Origin of the sequence: Bradyrhizobium yuanmingense (assembly GCF_025200905.1) — a bacterium.
GTDB classification, from domain to species: Bacteria; Pseudomonadota; Alphaproteobacteria; order Rhizobiales; family Xanthobacteraceae; genus Bradyrhizobium; species Bradyrhizobium yuanmingense.
Map to the genome: position 1 here is coordinate 2,886,610 of NZ_CP104173.1, position 16,352 is coordinate 2,902,961.

The window sequence follows — 16,352 nt, forward strand, 5'->3', positions numbered from 1 at the left end:
TGGCTCTATTACATCGCGCTGAAAATCGCGCTGCTCGCCGGCGCGGTGGCGATCGTGCTCAAGCTTTATGGGATGTGGTAAGGACGATGGGACAGACTTTGCCAAAGCCCGCACTGAGGCCCTTCCTGCCGGCGGATGTGCCGATGCTCGCCGCGATCTTCGCCGCCAGCATCGAGGAGTTGACCGGCGACGATTATAGCGAGGCGCAGCAGGAAGCCTGGATGGCGGCGGCCGAGGACGAGGAGTTCGGCAAGCGGCTTGCGTCCGACCTGACGCTGATCGCGACGCTGGAAGGCTCGCCTGTCGGCTTCGCCTCGCTGCGCGGCAATGATCACATCCGCATGCTCTATGTGCATCCGGCCGTGGCCGGGCAGGGCATCGCGACCATGCTGGTCGACGCGCTGGAGAAGCTCGCCGGCGGCCGCGGCGCCAAGAGCCTCTCGGTCGACGCCAGCGATACCGCGGAGGGCTTCTTCGCCAAGCGCGGCTACACCGCCCAGCAGCGCAACAGCGTCACCATCAACGACGAGTGGCTCGCCAACACCACCATGAAGAAGACGCTCGGAGCGGGGCAATGAGCAAGCAGCGTCTCTATCTGTTCGACACCACGCTGCGCGATGGGGCGCAGACCAATGGCGTCGACTTCACGCTGGCCGACAAGCAGGTCATCGCGGCGATGCTCGATGATCTCGGCATCGACTATGTCGAGGGCGGCTATCCCGGCGCCAATCCGCTCGATACGGAGTTCTTTGGCTCCAAGCCCAAGCTCAATCATGCGCGCTTCACCGCCTTCGGCATGACGCGGCGGGCGGGCCGCTCGGTGTCCAACGATCCTGGGGTCGCGGGCCTTTTGGAAGCGAAGGCGGACGCGATCTGCTTCGTGGCGAAGGCGTCGGCCTATCAGGTCCGCGTCGCGCTGGAGACCACGAAGGGAGAAAACCTCGCCTCGATCCGCGACAGCGTCGCGGCGGCGAAGGCGGCCGGCCGCGAGGTGATGCTCGATTGCGAGCATTTCTTCGACGGCTACAAGGAAGACGCCGCCTTCGCGCTCGCCTGCGCCAAGGCCGCCTTCGATGCCGGTGCGCGTTGGGTGGTGCTGTGCGACACCAACGGCGGCACCATGCCCGATGAGGTCGAGGCCATCGTCAGAGACGTGACCAGGCACATCCCCGGCGATCACGTCGGCATCCACGCCCATAACGACACCGAGCAGGCGGTGGCCAATTCGCTCGCCGCGGTGCGTGCCGGCGCGCGGCAGATCCAGGGCACGCTGAACGGCCTCGGCGAGCGCTGCGGCAATGCCAATCTCTGCTCGCTGATCCCGACGCTGAAGCTGAAGACGGGGTTTGCCGACGCTTTCGAGATCGGCGTCACCACCGAGAAGCTGGCGACGCTCGTCAAGGTGTCGCGCACGCTCGACGACATGCTGAACCGCGTGCCGAACCGGCATGCTCCTTACGTCGGCGAGAGCGCCTTCGTCACCAAGACCGGCATCCATGCCTCCGCCGTGCTGAAGGATCCGCAGACCTACGAGCATGTGTTGCCGGAGCTGGTCGGCAATCACCGCAAGGTGCTGGTGTCCGACCAGGCCGGGCGCTCCAACGTCATCGCCGAGCTCGACCGCGCCGGTATCCCCTACGAGAAGAGCGATTCGAAGCTGACGCGTCTCGTCGAGGAATTGAAGGAGCGCGAGGCGGCCGGCTATGCCTATGAATCCGCCAACGCCTCGTTCGAGCTCCTGGCGCGCCGCACGCTCGGCAAGGTGCCGCATTATTTCGAGGTCGAGCAGTTCGACGTCAACGTCGAGCAGCGCTACAACGCGCTCGGCGAACGCGTCACGGTGGCGCTCGCGGTGGTCAAGGTCGACGTCGCCGGCGAGCATCTGATCTCGGCGGCCGAAGGCAACGGTCCCGTCAACGCGCTCGACGTCGCCCTGCGCAAGGACCTCGGCAAGTACCAGAAGTTCATCGAGGGCCTGACACTGATCGACTATCGCGTCCGTATCCTCAATGGCGGCACCGGCGCGGTCACGCGCGTGCTGATCGAGAGCGAGGACGAGAACGGCGATCGTTGGACCACCGTCGGCGTGTCCCCGAACATCATCGATGCCTCGTTCCAGGCGCTAATGGATTCGGTAATCTACAAGCTCGTGAAGTCGGACGCGCCGGCGTAACCCCCACGACGACTGTCATTCCCCGCGAAGGCGGGGAATCCAGTACGCTGCGGCCCATCGATTTATCTACTGCTGTCACGGAGTACTGGATCGCCCGGTCAAGCCGGGCGATGACACCGAGGATGGGGAAAGGGCACGGCCATGATCGACCACATCTCCGTCGGCGTCAGCGATCTCGATCGCGCCGCAAAGTTCTACGAGGCGACGCTCGCCGCACTCGGCCTCGCGCGCCTCGTCACGCGGCCGCGGACGATCGGGTTTGGCAAGGCCTATCCGGAGTTCTGGATCAATCTGCGCGAGGGCATGCCGCGTGTCGCGCCGGAGAGCGGCGTGCACATCTGCCTGCGGGCGAAAACCGCAGCCGAGGTCGATGCGTTTCACGCAGCTGCGCTGTCCGCTGGCGGCGCCTCCGACGGCGCACCGGGCCTCCGCCCGCACGATCGCGTGCGCTACTACGCCGCCTTCGTCACCGATCCCGACGGCAACCGGATCGAGGCGGTGACGTTTCCGCAGGAATAGGGACGGTCTAAAGCGCGATGCGATTAGGATGGATCGTCATCGCGCTTTAGGTTGTTGTTTGAGCATGATCTTTTCGGAAAACCGCTTCACACTTTTTCCGGATCATGCTTTAGAGCCGCCGGGCCACGTCGGGCGCGAGATCGCGCTGGTCGTCAGGGATCTGCGCCGCCGCGGCGCGCAGCCGTGGGATGATCTCCTCGACCTTGTCCGCCTTCAGGATATCGACGGTGAGGCCGGCGCGGATGAACTGGGTCTGCCGCATGTGGGCCACCAGGGAGAACAGCGGCTCCCAGAAGCCGTCGACATTGGCGAGCAGCACGGGCTTGGCGTGACGGCCGAGTTGCTGCCAGGTCAGCTGCTCCACCAGCTCCTCCAGCGTGCCGAGCCCGCCGGGCAGGGCCACGAAGGCGTCGGAGCGCTCGAACATCAGCCGCTTGCGCTCGTGCATGTCGGGCGTGACGACCATCTCCTGCACGCGCGTCAGCGCATTCTCGCGCATCCGGAGGAAGTCGGGGATGATGCCGGTGACCATGCCGCCGTGATCCAGCACGGAGGTCGCAACCGCGCCCATCAGGCCGAGCGAGCCGCCGCCATAAACAAGACGGATCTTGTTTTCCGCCAACGCTCTGCCGAGCGCCTTCGCCGCTTCAATGAAGTTGGGATTTGTTCCAGGGCCGGAGCCGCAATAGACACAGACGGTTTTGATCGTGCTCATTGGTGCCATGATGCATTGCAGCGAAGTGGCGTCAAGCCCAAACGGTGATTCGATACGTCCGGGAATTTACCGGTAAATCGCGACAAACAATCGAAGATTCGCCATCTGGCGGGGTGCACGGGCATCGGGAAGGCTCTATATGACGGGCGAAAATCGTTAATCGCAGTTGCGCCCGCACCCGGCGGGCTTCGGGTTTGTTGATGGACCAACCTCAATCGTTCGACGGCGCCGACGTTCCTGATCCTTCCGTGGCAGGACCGCAGGCCGGGGCCACGCTGATGGGCACGCTGGCACATCTGTGGCCCTACATCTGGCCCGGCGACCGTTCCGACCTGAAGATGAGGGTGGTCTGGTCGCTGGTGCTGCTGCTCGCCGCCAAGCTGATCACGCTCACCGTGCCGTTCAGCTTCAAATGGGCGACGGATGCGCTGACCGGCGCCAACACCGCGCCGGTCGCGGCCGACAATTGGCATCTCTGGGTGATCGCCTCGCCCTTGCTGCTGACCGCGAGCTACGGCGTGATGCGCATCTTGATGGCGGTGCTGACGCAATGGCGCGACGGCATCTTCGCCCGCGTCGCCATGCATGCGGTGCGCAAGCTCGCGACCCTCACCTTCATCCACATGCACGAGCTGTCGCTGCGCTTTCACCTCGAGCGCAAGACCGGTGGCCTCACGCGCGTGCTCGAGCGCGGCCGCGAGGGCATCGAGGTCATCGTGCGCATGGTGATCCTGCAGCTGATCCCGACCATCGTCGAGGTCTCGCTGCTGCTGGCGGTGCTGCTCTGGCAATTCGACTGGCGCTACGTGGTCGCGACCCTGATCACGGTCACGCTCTACATGTACTACACCTACGTCGCGACCGAGTGGCGGATCGGCATCCGCCGCAAGATGAACGATTCCGACACCGAGGCGAACACCAAGGCGATCGACTCGCTGCTCAACTACGAGACGGTGAAGTATTTCAGTGCCGAGGCACGCGAGGCGCAGCGCTACGACAGGTCGGTCGAGCGCTACGAGGAGGCGAGCGTCCGCACCTACACCTCGCTCGCGGTGCTCAACACAGGCCAGGCGGTGATCTTCACGCTGGGCCTGACCGCGACCATGCTGATGTGCGCGATCGGCGTGCGCAACGGCACCAACACGGTCGGCGATTTCGTGCTGGTCAACGCCATGATGATCCAGCTCTACCAGCCGCTGAACTTCATGGGCATGGTCTATCGCGAGATCAAGCAGGCGATCATCGACATCGAGAAGATGTTCGGCGTGCTCAGCCGCGAGGCCGAGATCAAGGACGCGCCTGGCGCGAAGCCGCTGGTCATCTCCGCCGGCACGGTGCGCTTCGAGGACGTGCGCTTTGCCTATGAGCCGGCGCGCCCCATCCTCAAGGGCATCAGCTTCGAAGTGCCGGCCGGCAAGACGGTTGCCATCGTCGGCCCCTCTGGCGCCGGCAAATCGACCATCTCGCGGCTTCTGTTTCGCCTCTATGATGTCTCCGGCGGCAGGATCCTGATCGACGGCCAGGACATCCGCGAGGTCACGCAGGCCAGCCTGCGCGCATCGATCGGCATGGTGCCGCAGGATACCGTGCTGTTCAACGACACCATCCGCTACAACATCCGCTACGGCCGCTGGGACGCGACCGATGCCGAGGTCGAGGAGGCGGCGCGGCTGGCGCAGATCGACCACTTCATCCGCATGGCGCCGAAGGGCTACGAGACCCAGGTTGGCGAGCGCGGCCTGAAGCTGTCGGGCGGCGAGAAGCAGCGGGTCGCGATCGCGCGCACGGTGCTCAAGGCGCCGCCGATCCTGGTGCTCGACGAGGCGACCTCGGCGCTCGACACCCATACGGAGCACGAGATCCAGGGGGCGCTCGACCGCGTGGCGAAGAACCGCACCTCCCTGGTGATCGCGCATCGGCTTTCCACCATCGTCGGCGCCGACGAGATCATCGTGCTGAACCAGGGCCGCATCGCCGAGCGCGGCACTCACGCGAGCCTGCTCGCGCAGGGCGGGCTCTATGCCAGCATGTGGAACAGGCAGCGCGAGGCCGAGGAGGCCCGCGAGAAGCTGGCCAAGATGGCCGACACCAATGCCGCGCCTAACCGGGAGCCGCCGCCGGTCGATGATAGCCTGACGACGCCCGCGGCGGCGGAGTGACCTTGTCTCCGGTCCCAAGTCTGGCCTAAACAAAGTCTGGCCTAAACAAGCCCGCGCGACGACCCCGTGGCATTAACCCCCGACCGGCAAAAAGCAATGTCCATTCTCGATTCGATCCAGCGTCAGATCCCGCCGATCCACAAGGAGGGCTATCCCTTCATCGGCGCCTTTGCGCTGGCGAGCCTGCTCCTGTTCTGGCTGTGGTCGCCGCTGGGGTGGATCGGCACGATCCTGACCGTTTGGTGCGCGCTGTTCTTCCGCGATCCCGTCCGTGTGACGCCGGCGCGCGAGGGTCTCGTGGTGTCGCCGGCCGACGGGCGTGTCTCCATGATCACCATGGCGCTGCCGCCGGCCGAGCTCGGGCTCGGCGACCGGCCGCTGCCGCGCGTCTCGATCTTCATGAGCGTGTTCAATTGCCACGTGAACCGCGCGCCCGTGGCGGGCAGGGTGGATCGTATCGCCTACCGGCCCGGCCTCTTCATCAACGCCGAGCTCGACAAGGCGAGCGAGGACAACGAGCGCAACTCGCTGGTGATCACGACGCCGACGGCGCGGATCGGCGTGGTCCAGATCGCCGGCCTGGTCGCCAAGCGCATCGTCTGCTTCGTCAAGGAGGGGCAGGCGATCGGCGCCGGCGAGCGTTTCGGCCTGATCCGCTTCGGCTCGCGCCTCGACGTCTACCTGCCCGTGGGCACCAAGGCGCTGGTCTCGGAAGGGCAGACCGCGGTCGCCGGAGAGACGATCCTGGCCGACCTTGCCGGCGACGACCCGGGCCGCGCGTTCCGCGCCAATTAACCAATAGTCGGTGCTCGCAGGCGTTCCGCCGCAATGGCGGACGGCGGCGCGGCTTGCTATATCTCGCCTCGAGATAAGGACGAGCCATGACGCCTTACGATTTCAAGGATCCCGACGTCCGCCGCCGGCGGTTCCGACCGATCCCGGTGCGGATGCTGGTGCCCAACGTCATCACGCTGCTGGCGATCTGCGCCGGCCTGACCTCGATCCGCCTGTCGATCGAAGGGCGGATGACGCTCGCGGTCTATGCAATCGTGTTCGCCGCCGCGCTCGACGGCATCGATGGCCGCATCGCGCGCATGATCAAGGGGCAGTCGAAGTTCGGCGCCGAGCTCGACAGTCTCGCCGACTTCGTCAATTTCGGCGTGGCGCCCGGCCTGATGCTGTATTTCTGGCAGCTGCACGAGCTCGGCAATGCCGGCTGGATCGCCGCCATGGTGTTCGCGATATCCGGCGGCCTGCGGCTCGCCCGCTTCAATGCCACCATGGACGATCCGAACAAGCCGGCCTTCGCCGCCAATTTCTTCACCGGCGTGCCGGCGCCCGCCGGCGCGATCACCGTGCTGCTGCCGATCTATGTCGCGTTCCTCGACGTCGGGCGCACACCTGCGGCGGTGACCGCGGCCTACACGCTTCTGATCGCGTTTCTGATGGTGTCGCGCCTGCCCGTGTTCTCCGGCAAGACCAAGCGGATGCGCGTGCCGCCCGAGCTGGTGCTGCCGGCCTTCGTCGCCGTGATCGTCTTCATCGCGCTCCTGATCGCCTATCCCTGGCACGTGCTGTCGATCGGCACGGTGCTGTACCTCCTCGCGCTGCCGCTCGGCTACAAATCCTATCGCGACCAGGCGCGCGCGATGGAAGCCACCGCGCCGGCGGGAGGCGAGGTCCCGTCACCGCCCTCGGCGCCGACGCTGGCGAATTTGTCGGAGCCGCCGCAAGACGACGATCGGCCCGGACGACTGCACTAAAGCGCTCCTCGCGGATATCTGCCATGAAGCCTGCCTGAGTTGGGTCGAGGTCCGATCTCGGCTATATCGCCCTTGTGCCGGCGGCATCGCGCAATCAATCGCCGCAAACCTGGGAGAGAACGCCGTGACCAATTCCGCGACCGGGCCGCTGCCCGCTTCCGTCCTCGAAGCGCTGGGCCGTTACGATACGCCGACGATCTGCAACGCCATGGAGATCGTGGCGCCCGAGCGGCGGCTGATCGGCTACACCACCAAGCAGCTGGTCTGTCCGTTTCCCGACCTGCCGCCGATCGTCGGCTATGCCCGCACGGTGACGATCCGCTCGGTTCTGAAGTCATCGCTTCCGGCCGAGGAGCAGTCCAAGCGCCGAATCGCATATTACGAATATGTCGGCACCGGCCATGGCCCGCGCATCTCGGTGATCCAGGACATCGACGGACCCGACGTCGGCTATGGCGCGTTCTGGGGCGAGGTACAGAGCAACGTGCACAAGGCGCTCGGCTGCCTCGGCGTCATCACCGACGGCTCGATCCGCGACATCCCGCAATGGGCGCCAGGGTTCCAGGCGCTAGCCGGCTCGATCGGCCCGTCGCACGCCTGGGTGCACGCGGAAAGCTTTGGCGGCGAGGTGCGCGTCGCCGGCATGACCGTGAAGTCGGACGACCTCATCCACGCCGACCGGCATGGCGCCATCGTGATCCCGCTCGACCTTGCCGCAAAGCTGCCGGAGGCGGCCGAACTGTGCGGCCGCCGCGAGACGCCGATCCTGGAGATCGCCCGCAGTCCCGACTTCTCGCTCGAGAAGCTCAAGGCCGCGTTGAAGCGCTCTGCGGAGATCCATTGACGGCTGCTGGAGCATGATCCGGAAAAGCGTGTAGCGGTTTTCCGAAAAGATCATGCTCAAACAATAACCTAAAGCGCGATGACGGTTGATCCTAATCGCATCGCGCTTTAGGGCAATCTACGGCCCGGACGACGGCCGAATGCCGCCTTGCTCGGTCAGAAGCAGGGCGACTTGATCCGGTTCTCCGAGCACGGCGGCGGCGCATCCGATCAGGGTGAAGCCGCCGGCAAGGTCCCAGAGGGTGATATCGTCTGCGCTGTTGGCGCTGCGCATCAACCGCGCCGCGAGCACGGCGAAGGCGGCCTCGATAAAGAGCAGCACGCTGAACGCCGGAAGCACGAGTTCCGGCTCGAGCAGGTGGAACGCCAGCGCCGCGGGCAGCGCCGTGAGTAGACCGAATAGCATCAACATCGCGCTGGCTCCGCGATTGGCCCTGTCGCAACGCTAGCAGACACCAACTGATCCCCGTCCACGATGTGGCGGAGGGCCGCAGCCGACGTGACGTGGTGGGCGCCTGCTTATGGTTAGCGAAGGGTTGAAATTCCTATCGCTGGACGGCAACCGGGACAAATTGCGGCGGCAGGCGGCACATCGTCGAGACTTAACCTTTACGCGCCTTTAAGGGCGGCGCTCTAGGGTCTGCGATGCGGTTCGGGGTTGAGCCGCGCCAGCGGCCAGGACGGCCGTTGTTGCGTAGGCGTTGGAGTCGATCATGGATATCGCAACACTTGTCGGCCTCGTCGCAGGCGCCATTGTTGTGTCGTCGCTGATCCTGATGGGCGGTACGTTCGGGATGTTCTACGACATCCACGCCGTCATCGTCATCTTCGGCGGCTCGTTCGCAGCGACGATGATCCGCTTTCCTTTGTCCGCGATGATCCACGGCGTGCCGCTGGGCGCGAAGTTTGCTTTCACCCTGAGCCGCCTGTCGGCTCACGACCTTGTCGACGAGCTCGCCCGCATCGCGGAAATCGCCCGCAAGCAGGGCCCGGTCGGACTCGAAAAGGTCGAGACCGACGAGCCCTTCCTCGCCAAGGGCATTCGCTATGTTGCCGACGGCTACGACCTCGATTTCATTCGCGACAATCTGGAGCGCGACCGGGACAACTTCCTGATGCACCTCGACGAAGGCAGCAAGATCTACCGCGCCGTCGGCGACTGCGCCCCGGCGTTCGGCATGATCGGCACGCTGCTTGGCATGGTGCAGATGTTCTCCAACATGTCGGATCCCTCCAAGCTCGGCCCGTTCATGGCCACCGCGCTGCTGGCGACCCTGTACGGCGCCGTTGTCGCCAACCTGATCTGCTTGCCGATCGCGGACAAGCTGCACGGCAAGCTGCTGGACGAAGAGACCAACCGCACCTTGATCATCGACGGCATCCTGATGATCCGCGACTCCAAGAGCCCGACCCTGGTGCGCGAAATGCTGCTGGCCTATCTGCCGGAGAAGCATCGTCACACCGAAGGCGAGCCGGTGCCGGCTTGAGGCCGCCGCCTGGATTTTGAGAGATGGCCAAGAAGAAGCGCGGCAATGCTCACGGTGGCGGCCACGGCTGGTTCGTGACCTTCGCCGACCTGATGGCGCTGCTGCTGGCGTTTTTCGTGATGCTGGTCGCGTTCTCCACGCAAGACGCCAACAAGCTGAAGATCGTCGCGGGCTCGATGCGCGAGGCGTTCGGCGTGCAGACCGAGGCGCGCTACTCCGGCATCGTCGAATCCGACGGCCTGCCGACGCGCCCGCGGCTCAAGAACGTCGACCACATCCAGCCGGAAGATGCCTCCAACACGCCGACGCCAGATCAGGAAGACCGCGAAAAGACCTCCGGCGCGAAGATCAAGGTCGACCGCAATTTCGCGCTGGCCGCAGCCTCGCTGCGCCAGGCGTTGCAGGACATGCCGGAACTGACCGAGATGTCCAAGCACATCATGTTCGAGGAGACCAAGCAGGGCCTGAACCTCGAGATCGTCGACCAGGACGGCCGCTCGATGTTCGCCGACGGCTCCAAGGTGCCCTATGACCGCACCCGCCGCCTGGTCGAGAAGCTCGCGATCCCGCTCAAGGCGACGCCGCTCCGCGTCTCCATCGCCGGCCACACCGCGGCGGGGTTCGTGCCGACCCGCAGCGACTATGGCGCCTTCGATCTGTCGGCCGATCGCGCCAACGCCGTGCGCCAGATCCTCGAGCGCCAGGGCCTGCCGCCGTCGCACATCTTCGCCGTCTCCGGCAAGGCCGATACCCAGCCGCTGTTTCCGGACGATCCCTCACTGGCAGCCAACCGGCGGGTGACCATCACCTTGATGCGCGAAGATCCGCCGCTGCCGCCGAATCTGAGGCCGTAACCCCCTTGCGCTACCATCTTACCTGAGGCATGTCGTCGCGCGGGCGATGAGCGTGGCTGTGGCGTCACAGCATCCGGCTCGGCGCCTGCTATGATGGTGCGCCGATTGACAGGTGCACCGGAAGCGTCAAAAGGCGCCGGATCAATTTCAGGAACGAAGCGTTCTCCACCTTCATGACGGCGAGCATCACACAGGCCGAGACCCAGGACGGGCGGCCCACCGCAAGTTTTTGGGCCCTTACGCTCGGGAGTGTCGGCGTCGTCTTTGGCGATATCGGCACTTCGCCGCTCTATGCATTCCACGAGGCGGTCAAGGCCGCCGCCCATGGCGAGCCCGTCTCGCGCGTCATCGTGCTCGGCGTGCTCTCGCTGATCCTGTGGGCGCTCCTGATCGTCGTCACCGCCAAATATGTCCTCTTGCTGCTGCGCGCCGACAATAACGGGGAGGGCGGCACGCTCTCGCTGATGGCGCTCGGCCAGCGCGCGCTCGGGCGGCGAAGCTGGGTCCTGCTCGCGCTCGGCGTGATCGGCGCTTCGATGTTCATCGGCGATTCCATGATCACGCCGGCGATCTCGGTGCTCTCGGCGGTGCAGGGCCTCAAGCTCGCGACCCCCGCGCTCGAGCACTATGTCGTGCCGCTCACCGTGCTCATTCTGGTGCTGCTGTTCGCCGTGCAGAGCAAGGGAACCGCATTGGTCGCCTCGGCCTTCGGGCCGGTGATGGTGGTCTGGTTCACCGTCATCGCCGTGATGGGGGCTGTCCACATCGCCGACGATCCCACGGTGCTGGCGGCGATCAATCCGTACTATGCGGTGCAGTTCGTGCTGTCGCACGGTGTGATCGGCCTCGTGACGCTCGGCGCGGTGTTCCTGGCGGTGACGGGCGGAGAGGCGCTTTATGCCGATCTCGGCCATTTCGGCCGCAAGCCGATCCAGTCGGCCTGGATGTTTTTCGTGCTGCCGGCGCTTCTAGTCAACTATTTCGGGCAGGGTGCGCTGGTGCTGTCCGATCCCAGCGCGATCGAGCATTCGTTTTACCGCATGGTGCCCGAGAGCCTGGTCCTGCCGCTGGTCGGACTCGCGACGGCCGCAACCGTGATCGCGAGCCAGGCGGTGATCACCGGCGCCTATTCGCTGGTCCACCAGGCCGTGCAACTCGGGCTCCTGCCGCGTTTTGAGGTGCGTTACACCTCCGAATCCCATGCCGGCCAGATCTATCTGCCGCGCGTCAACCGCCTGCTGCTGATCGGCGTGATGCTGCTGGTGCTGCTGTTCCACACCCCCAGCAATCTGGCTTCCGCCTACGGTATTGCCGTCTCCACCACCATGGTCGCCGACGGCATCATGGGCTTCGTCGTGATCTGGAAGTTGTGGAACTGGCGCGCCGCGACGGCTGCAGCCGTGATCGTCCCCTTCGTCATCGTCGATTTGAGCTTCCTCAGCGCCAACCTGCTCAAGCTGCTCGAAGGTGCCTGGGTGCCGCTGCTGTTCGGCATCGTCATGGCCGGGACGATCTGGACCTGGCGCAAGGGCTCCGCAATCCTGATCCAGAAGACCCGCCGGATCGAGGTGCCATTGGACGATCTGATCCGCAGTTTGGAGAAGCGGCCACCGCACATCGTCAAGGGCACCGCGGTGTTCCTGACCAGCGATCCCGCGTTCGTGCCGACCGCGCTCCTGCACAATCTCAAGCACAACAAGGTGCTGCATGAGCACAACGTGATTCTGACGATCGAGACCGCGCAGACGCCTCGGGTCGATCTGTCGGAGCGGTTCAGGATGGAGAAGATCAGCGAAAAGTTCTCCAAGGTCCGCTTGCGCTTCGGTTTCATGGAGCAGCCGAACGTGCCGAAGGCGCTCGCCATCGCGCGCAAGCAGGGTTGGCAGTTCGACATCATGTCGACGTCGTTCTTCGTGTCGCGCAGGTCACTGAAGGCCTCGGCACAGTCGGGCATGCCGCTCTGGCAGGATCATGTGTTCATCGCGCTGAGCCGGTCGGCCAACGATGCCACCGACTACTTCCAGATCCCCACCGGCCGCGTTGTCGAAGTCGGAACCCAGGTCACTATCTAGAATGCAACTGGCGTAGCCATGCAGATTTGCATGGCTATGGCCCGGAATCGGGCTAGGCCATGCCGGTGGCGCAGGACTATAAGCCGCGCGCTCTTCCGCCGTTGTGCAGTGAAGCATTTTAGAGGCCATCGGGCTCTCCCATGACAAGCGACATAGCAGTTCCCGCCCCGGAAACGGTGGCGGCAAATGGGCATGGCGATGCCCATACCACCGCCGGTTTCGGCGCGCTGACGCTCGGCAGCATCGGCGTCGTTTACGGCGACATCGGCACCAGCCCGCTCTACGCGTTCCGCGAGGCGGTGATGGCGGCCTCGGGCGCGGACGGGTTGCCGACGCCGGCCGCCGTGCTCGGCGTGCTCTCCCTGATCCTGTGGGCGCTCATCGTGGTGGTGACGCTCAAATACGTCGTGATCCTGCTCCGCGCCGACAACAACGGCGAGGGCGGCACGCTTGCACTGATGGCGCTGGCCCAGCGGGCGGTTGGCACCGGCCGCGGCGGGGCCACCATCGTCCTGCTCGGCATCATTTCTGGAGCTTTGTTCTACGGCGATGCCGTTATCACGCCGGCGCTCTCCGTGCTGTCGGCGATCGAGGGCATGAAGGACGTCACGCTAAGGTTCGAGCCCTACATCGTTCCGCTGACGGTTGTGATCCTGGTCGGCCTGTTCGCCGTGCAGTCCCGCGGCACGGCGCGCGTTGCCGCCTTCTTCGGCCCGATCATGTGCGTCTGGTTCACGGTTCTGGCGGTGGCGGCGATCCCTCAGATCGCCCAGCAGCCGCAGGTGCTGCTTGCGCTCAACCCGCTCTACGCCGTGAACTTTATGCTGCACCATGGCATCGTCGGCTTCGTGACGCTGGGCGCGGTGTTCCTGGCGGTGACCGGCGCCGAGGCGCTCTATGCCGATCTCGGCCATTTCGGCAAGCGGCCGATCCAGACCGCGTGGCTTACCATCGTGCTGCCCTCGCTGGCGCTGAACTATCTGGGGCAGGGCGCGCTGGTACTCGGCGACCCCGGCCTGATCGTGAGCCCGTTCTTTCAGCTGTTCCCGCAAGGCTTCGTCCGAGGCTGCATGGTCGTGCTCGCCACCATGGCGACCGTCATCGCGAGCCAGGCCGTCATCACCGGCGCCTATTCCCTGACGCGCCAGGCGATCCAGCTCGGGCTGCTGCCGCGCTTTGAAATTCGCCATACGTCGGAAGCCCATTCCGGCCAGATCTTCATTCCGCGCATCAACCAGCTGCTGCTGGTCGCGGTGGTGCTGCTGGTGCTGCTGTTCCGCTCGTCGAGCGCGCTTGCATCCGCCTATGGCATCTCCGTCACCGGTACCATGGTGGTCACGGCGATGATGGGCTTCGTCGTGGTCTGGAAGGGCTGGCGCTGGTCAGCGCTTGCCGCCGGCGCGCTGATTGCGCCGTTCCTGTTCCTCGATCTGACCTTCCTGAGCGCGAACCTGTTGAAGGTGTTCGAGGGCGGCTGGGTGCCGATGGCGCTCGGTGCGGTCATGATCATCTTGATGTACACATGGCGGCGCGGCAGCCGGCTGTTGTTCGAGAAATCGCGCAAGCTCGAGTTCCCGCTCGCCGATCTCGTGGCGATGCTGGAGAAGCGGCCGCCGCAGCGGGTGCCCGGCACTGCGGTGTTCCTGACCTCGGACCCGCTCAGCGCGCCGACCGCGCTGATGCATAGTCTGAAACACTACAAGGTGCTGCACGAGAAGAACGTCATTCTCACCATCGAGACCGCGCAGACCCCGCGGATCGATCCGGCCGAACGGGTGAAGCTGGAGCAGATTTCACCGACCTTCTCCAAGGTGACGCTGAAGTTCGGCTTCATGGAATCGCCCAACGTGCCGAAGGCGCTCGCGATCGCCCGCAAGCTGGGCTGGCAGTTCGACATCATGTCGACCTCGTTCTTCCTGTCGCGCAGGGCGCTCAAGCCCGCCGCCCATTCCGGCATGCCGCGCTGGCAGGACCGGCTGTTCATCTCGCTCAGCCGCTCCGCCAACGACGCCACCGACTATTTCCAGATCCCGTCCGGCCGTGTGGTCGAGGTCGGTACGCAGGTGACGATCTAGGGCAGCGACCTCAGGGCCTGGGATTCAAAGCGGACTTCAAGTCGCTGCGATTTAGCTTTAACTTGCGCCGCGCGGCTCAAGCCTTTGTGGCGCTTGATTTTCGTCTCCCGAGAGGCGAGGTTGCCGCCGGCCGGGATCACCCCGGCATGCGGCCCGCGACGTTGGAGGATGATGTGGCAAATCAAGTGCAGGATCTGACCCCGGACGAGGTCGCCAAGGGTGTCGCGGAAGGGCGTTATCTGCTCGTCGACGTCCGTGAGCCGAACGAGGTCGAGGCCGAGGCTTACCCTTACGGCGTCGTGGTTCCGCTCTCGACCTTCGATCCCAAGGCGATCCCCGATCCGCAAGGAAAGCAGGTCGTGTTCGCCTGCCGCTCGGGCAAGCGTTCGGTGACCGCCTCGCTGGCGGCGCAGGCGGCGGGCCTGCCTTACGACAAGCATCTGGCCGGCGGCATGCTGGGCTGGAAGGCGGCTGGGCTTCCCAGCAAGGTCGGTGGCTAACCGCGCAATGACGACCAAGAGCTCTTCGCTGAACAAGGTCTTCGCCGACCTTCCCGTCACCATCTTCGAGGCGATGTCGCAGGCCGCGCGCGACAACAATGCGATCAATCTCGGCCAGGGTTTTCCGGATGATCCCGGCCCCGAAGACATCCGCCGCGCCGCGGCCGAGGCTTCGCTGAACGGCTACAATCAGTACCCCTCGATGATGGGCCTGCCGGAGCTGCGCCAGGCGATTGCGACCCATTACGGCCATTGGCACGGCCTCAAGCTCGATCCGATGAGCGAAGTGATGGTGACCTCCGGCGGGACTGAGGCGCTGACCTCGGCGATCCTCGCGGTGGTCCAGCCCGGCGACGAAGTGGTCTGCTTCCAGCCGGTGTACGATTCCTATCTGCCGATCATCCGCCAGGCCGGCGGCATTCCGCGCTTGGTCCGGCTCGAGCCGCCGCACTGGCGGCTGAATGAGGACATGCTGAAAAGCGTGTTCAATTCAAAGACCAAGGCGGTGCTCTTCAACAACCCCTTAAATCCCAGCGCGGTGGTCTATCCGCGCGAGGACCTCGAGCTCTTGGCGCGCTACTGCCAGGAGTTCGACGTCATCGCGATCTGCGACGAGGTCTGGGAGCACGTCACCTTCGACGAGCACAAGCATATCCCGCTGATCACCATTCCCGGCATGCGCGAGCGCACCATCAAGGTCGGCTCGGCCGGCAAGATCTTCTCGCTGACGGGCTGGAAGATCGGCTTCGTCTGCGCGGCGCCACCGCTGCTCCGCGTCGCGGCCAAGGTGCACCAGTTCCTGACCTTCACCACCGCGCCGAACCTGCAGGCCGCGGTCGCCTATGGGCTCGGCAAGTCCGACGACTACTTCCTGTCGATGCGCAAGGACCTGACGCGGAGCAGGGACCGGCTGACCAAGGGACTGGAGAGCCTCGGCTTCCCCGTGCTGAAGTCGCAAGGCACCTACTTCCTCACCGTCGACCTGTCGCCGCTCGGGCTCAACGAGAGTGACACTGAGTTCTGCTGGCGCATCGTGAAAGACTACAAGGTCGCCGCGATCCCGGTCTCGGCGTTCTACGAGCAGGACCCGGTCACATCAGTGGTGCGCTTCTGCTTTGCCAAGAAGGACGAGACGCTCGACACCGCACTGGAGCGGCTGTCGGACGCGGTGCGTGGACGCAAGAGGTAGACA

At 65.1% G+C, this 16,352-nt stretch carries 15 protein-coding genes; 13 read left to right on the plus strand and 2 right to left on the minus strand.

Translation table 11 applies throughout. From position 1 onward, the window contains the following. Nucleotides 1-86: 86 nt before the first annotated feature. The 3 genes from N2605_RS13320 (at nt 87) to N2605_RS13330 (ending at nt 2,692) form a co-directional block, all read left to right on the plus strand. A complete protein-coding gene (locus tag N2605_RS13320) occupies nt 87-578 on the plus strand; it encodes a GNAT family N-acetyltransferase (RefSeq protein ID WP_036001471.1) in 492 nt (163 codons plus the stop codon). Continuing rightward, nucleotides 575-2,173, plus strand: a complete 1,599-nt coding sequence (gene cimA / locus N2605_RS13325) for a citramalate synthase (RefSeq protein WP_036001469.1) — start codon at nt 575-577, stop codon at nt 2,171-2,173. Before N2605_RS13320 ends, cimA begins: the two co-directional genes overlap by 4 nt. A gap of 141 nt (nt 2,174-2,314) precedes the next feature. Further along, nucleotides 2,315-2,692, plus strand: a complete 378-nt coding sequence (locus tag N2605_RS13330; protein ID WP_036001466.1) for a VOC family protein — start codon at nt 2,315-2,317, stop codon at nt 2,690-2,692. A gap of 109 nt (nt 2,693-2,801) precedes the next feature. On the opposite strand, the gene N2605_RS13335 is transcribed toward N2605_RS13330, so the two are convergent. Beyond that, on the minus strand, nt 2,802-3,407 hold the full coding sequence (locus tag N2605_RS13335; RefSeq protein ID WP_036001463.1) for an LOG family protein: 606 nt from the start codon (nt 3,405-3,407) through the stop codon (nt 2,802-2,804). Nucleotides 3,408-3,607: 200 nt separating this feature from the next. On the opposite strand from N2605_RS13335, the gene N2605_RS13340 reads away from it, so the two are divergent. The 4 genes from N2605_RS13340 (at nt 3,608) to N2605_RS13355 (ending at nt 8,173) form a co-directional block, all read left to right on the plus strand. Next, nucleotides 3,608-5,566, plus strand: coding sequence for an ABCB family ABC transporter ATP-binding protein/permease (locus N2605_RS13340; protein ID WP_036001459.1), 1,959 nt, complete (start codon nt 3,608-3,610; stop codon nt 5,564-5,566). Between the two features lie 96 nt (nt 5,567-5,662). Beyond that, entirely contained in the window at nt 5,663-6,361 is a 699-nt protein-coding gene (locus tag N2605_RS13345; protein WP_036001456.1) for a phosphatidylserine decarboxylase, read from the plus strand. Between the two features lie 86 nt (nt 6,362-6,447). Beyond that, nucleotides 6,448-7,329: a CDP-alcohol phosphatidyltransferase family protein gene (locus tag N2605_RS13350; protein WP_036001453.1), complete on the plus strand. Its 882-nt coding sequence runs from the start codon at nt 6,448-6,450 to the stop codon at nt 7,327-7,329. Between the two features lie 124 nt (nt 7,330-7,453). Next, entirely contained in the window at nt 7,454-8,173 is a 720-nt protein-coding gene (locus tag N2605_RS13355; RefSeq protein WP_036001451.1) for an RraA family protein, read from the plus strand. Nucleotides 8,174-8,290: 117 nt separating this feature from the next. On the opposite strand, the gene N2605_RS13360 is transcribed toward N2605_RS13355, so the two are convergent. Continuing rightward, nucleotides 8,291-8,584 carry a hypothetical protein gene (locus N2605_RS13360; protein ID WP_036001448.1) on the minus strand — a complete coding sequence of 98 codons (294 nt, stop codon included), beginning with the start codon at nt 8,582-8,584 and terminating at the stop codon, nt 8,291-8,293. A 301-nt stretch (nt 8,585-8,885) separates the two neighbouring features. On the opposite strand from N2605_RS13360, the gene N2605_RS13365 reads away from it, so the two are divergent. The 6 genes from N2605_RS13365 (at nt 8,886) to N2605_RS13390 (ending at nt 16,349) form a co-directional block, all read left to right on the plus strand. Then, nucleotides 8,886-9,659: a motility protein A gene (locus N2605_RS13365; protein ID WP_036001447.1), complete on the plus strand. Its 774-nt coding sequence runs from the start codon at nt 8,886-8,888 to the stop codon at nt 9,657-9,659. A gap of 23 nt (nt 9,660-9,682) precedes the next feature. Beyond that, nucleotides 9,683-10,513 (plus strand): OmpA/MotB family protein, encoded by an 831-nt coding sequence (locus N2605_RS13370; RefSeq protein WP_036001445.1) that lies wholly within the window; start codon nt 9,683-9,685, stop codon nt 10,511-10,513. Nucleotides 10,514-10,686: 173 nt separating this feature from the next. Continuing rightward, entirely contained in the window at nt 10,687-12,585 is a 1,899-nt protein-coding gene (locus N2605_RS13375) for a potassium transporter Kup (RefSeq protein WP_036001442.1), read from the plus strand. A 140-nt stretch (nt 12,586-12,725) separates the two neighbouring features. After that, nucleotides 12,726-14,660, plus strand: a complete 1,935-nt coding sequence (locus N2605_RS13380) for a potassium transporter Kup (RefSeq protein WP_260346917.1) — start codon at nt 12,726-12,728, stop codon at nt 14,658-14,660. Between the two features lie 173 nt (nt 14,661-14,833). Then, nucleotides 14,834-15,160, plus strand: a complete 327-nt coding sequence (locus tag N2605_RS13385; protein WP_036001486.1) for a rhodanese-like domain-containing protein — start codon at nt 14,834-14,836, stop codon at nt 15,158-15,160. Nucleotides 15,161-15,167: 7 nt separating this feature from the next. After that, nucleotides 15,168-16,349, plus strand: a complete 1,182-nt coding sequence (locus tag N2605_RS13390) for an aminotransferase (RefSeq protein ID WP_042336240.1) — start codon at nt 15,168-15,170, stop codon at nt 16,347-16,349. The last annotated feature ends 3 nt before the right edge of the window (nt 16,350-16,352 follow it).

What these genes read in the sequence shown, in the direction of transcription:
- N2605_RS13320 (WP_036001471.1), top strand. Translation starts at nt 87, where the DNA reads ATGGGACAGACTTTGCCAAAGCCCGCACTGAGGCCCTTCCTGCCGGCG.
- cimA (WP_036001469.1), top strand. Translation starts at nt 575, where the DNA reads ATGAGCAAGCAGCGTCTCTATCTGTTCGACACCACGCTGCGCGATGGG.
- N2605_RS13330 (WP_036001466.1), top strand. Translation starts at nt 2,315, where the DNA reads ATGATCGACCACATCTCCGTCGGCGTCAGCGATCTCGATCGCGCCGCA.
- N2605_RS13335 (WP_036001463.1), bottom strand. Translation starts at nt 3,407, where the DNA reads ATGAGCACGATCAAAACCGTCTGTGTCTATTGCGGCTCCGGCCCTGGA.
- N2605_RS13340 (WP_036001459.1), top strand. Translation starts at nt 3,608, where the DNA reads ATGGACCAACCTCAATCGTTCGACGGCGCCGACGTTCCTGATCCTTCC.
- N2605_RS13345 (WP_036001456.1), top strand. Translation starts at nt 5,663, where the DNA reads ATGTCCATTCTCGATTCGATCCAGCGTCAGATCCCGCCGATCCACAAG.
- N2605_RS13350 (WP_036001453.1), top strand. Translation starts at nt 6,448, where the DNA reads ATGACGCCTTACGATTTCAAGGATCCCGACGTCCGCCGCCGGCGGTTC.
- N2605_RS13360 (WP_036001448.1), bottom strand. Translation starts at nt 8,584, where the DNA reads ATGTTGATGCTATTCGGTCTACTCACGGCGCTGCCCGCGGCGCTGGCG.
- N2605_RS13365 (WP_036001447.1), top strand. Translation starts at nt 8,886, where the DNA reads ATGGATATCGCAACACTTGTCGGCCTCGTCGCAGGCGCCATTGTTGTG.
- N2605_RS13370 (WP_036001445.1), top strand. Translation starts at nt 9,683, where the DNA reads ATGGCCAAGAAGAAGCGCGGCAATGCTCACGGTGGCGGCCACGGCTGG.
- N2605_RS13375 (WP_036001442.1), top strand. Translation starts at nt 10,687, where the DNA reads ATGACGGCGAGCATCACACAGGCCGAGACCCAGGACGGGCGGCCCACC.
- N2605_RS13380 (WP_260346917.1), top strand. Translation starts at nt 12,726, where the DNA reads ATGACAAGCGACATAGCAGTTCCCGCCCCGGAAACGGTGGCGGCAAAT.
- N2605_RS13390 (WP_042336240.1), top strand. Translation starts at nt 15,168, where the DNA reads ATGACGACCAAGAGCTCTTCGCTGAACAAGGTCTTCGCCGACCTTCCC.